Raw genomic sequence first — 1,644 nt, 5'->3', positions numbered from 1 at the left:
GGCTAACAGAAATAAGCAAGAAAATCCGACTTAAGCAGAACGACCACGCAAGCAGAAGGACTCAATCCTAGCCCCACACTCTCCGCGAGCAGCACCCCTCCACCCTACCCCCACACTCGCCGCAATCAGAACCCGCTCCAAAGCCGCCAGCAGGCTACTCCGGCCGCTTAAGCGCATAAATCGCAATTTGCATGCGACTCGACAGACTAAGCTTGCGCAGCACATTCCGCACATGGATTTTCACCGTGCTTTCGGCCAGATCCAGTTCACGTGCAATGTCCTTGTTGCTCGCGCCGCGCGAAATAATCCTCACAATGTCGCGCTCACGCGGTGTCAACGCCGGCGCATCGCGCGTGTCCAGCGCCACCACCGGCACGGCTTCCACCCTTGCCGGCATCCTCATTTGCGCAATTAGCCGTTGCGTCATGCTATCGGCGATCACCGAATCGCCTTGCGCCGCGCGCCGGATCATCGCAGCGAGTGTATCGGCTTCCATGTTTTTCAGCAGATAGCCACAAGCGCCTTCGCGCAACGCCATCGTCAGTTCGTCCACATCTTCCGATACGGTCAGCATGATGACCGCAGTGCCGGGCAAATCCTGCTGCAGCAGTTGCAACGTCTCAATCCCGGATAACCCCGGCATGTTCAGATCGAGCAACACGACATCCGGTCGATGCTGCTTCGCACGCTTGATCCCTTCAATACCATCGGCGGCGTCGTCCACTACGTCGAAGTCGGGCTGGCGCGCGAGCAGGGCGCGCACGCCGGAGCGAAACAGCGTGTGGTCGTCTATAAGCAGAATGCGGATAGTCATGCCGCTTGCCTCATGTTGGCAAGCAACAGGAGATCAACGCGGGCGCCCCCACCAGGCGTGCCATCCAGCTCAAGTCGCGCGCCAAGCCGTGCCGCCCGTTCGCGCATGATGTGGAAGCCGACGTGCGCTTCGCCCCGGCCGGCAATGTCGGCGGGATCGTAGCCGTCACCGTCGTCTTCTATCGTCAAATGAAAGTCACGCGCGTTCCTGATAGCGATTTTCACGCGCGACGCCGACGCATGCTTGCGAATGTTCGAGAGCGCTTCCTGAAGGATGAATAGCACCTGCAACTGCTGGTCGGGCGGCAAGGGCAATCCACCGGCTTCGTCGCAGTCGAGTTCGACGGTGGCGTCGGTCTGACGCTCGAAACGCGTTGCGGTTTCCCTCACCGCATCGAGCAGGTCACCCGTGCCGAACTTGGTCCGGAAGTTGACCAGCAACTCGCGTACGTCCTCGTAACTCTCGTCCAGACCTCCCCGCAGCAAAGGCACGATCTCGCGCACCTCGCCCATGTCGTCACGGGCCGACGCGCCTTCGAGCAAGTGCAGTTGCATCTTCAGGAAATTCAGGCTCTGCGCAATGCTGTCGTGCAAACCCTGCGCCACCAGATGCCGCTCTTGCGCCACGGCAAGCTGGCGCGAGGCGCTCGCCAGACGATTGTTTTGCAGCGCGGTGCCGAGATGCTTGCCCAGCGTTTCAAGCAGGCGAGTTTCGTGCGGCAACAGCGTCCGGTCGCGGCGGAAGTGGAGCGAGAACGATCCAAGCGCCGCGTCGCGCGAGACGATGCCAAATGCCGCCACTGCGATGAATCCCTCGTTGCTGCAATCGAC

At 60.9% G+C, this 1,644-nt stretch carries 2 protein-coding genes; both read right to left on the bottom strand.

Annotation, left to right across the window (positions count from 1 at the left end; translation table 11 throughout):
• Positions 1 to 154: 154 nt before the first annotated feature.
• Positions 155 to 814: a response regulator gene (locus tag WCA53_RS02890; RefSeq protein ID WP_423905267.1), complete on the bottom strand. Its 660-nt coding sequence runs from the start codon at positions 812 to 814 to the stop codon at positions 155 to 157.
• On the bottom strand, positions 811 to 1,644 hold an 834-nt coding region (locus WCA53_RS02885; RefSeq protein WP_423905264.1), incomplete at its 5' end, for a sensor histidine kinase. The genes WCA53_RS02890 and WCA53_RS02885, both read right to left, overlap by 4 nt.

It is taken from the genome of Caballeronia sp., assembly GCF_049581465.1.
In the GTDB taxonomy this organism is placed as follows: Bacteria; Pseudomonadota; Gammaproteobacteria; order Burkholderiales; family Burkholderiaceae; genus Caballeronia.
Note: the sequence above shows the minus strand (reverse complement) of the source record. Positions and strands in the feature narration are given on the sequence as shown.

Bases quoted from the DNA above. Each gene is read 5' to 3' on its own strand.
- WCA53_RS02890 (WP_423905267.1), bottom strand. From the start codon at position 814: ATGACTATCCGCATTCTGCTTATAGACGACCACACGCTGTTTCGCTCC.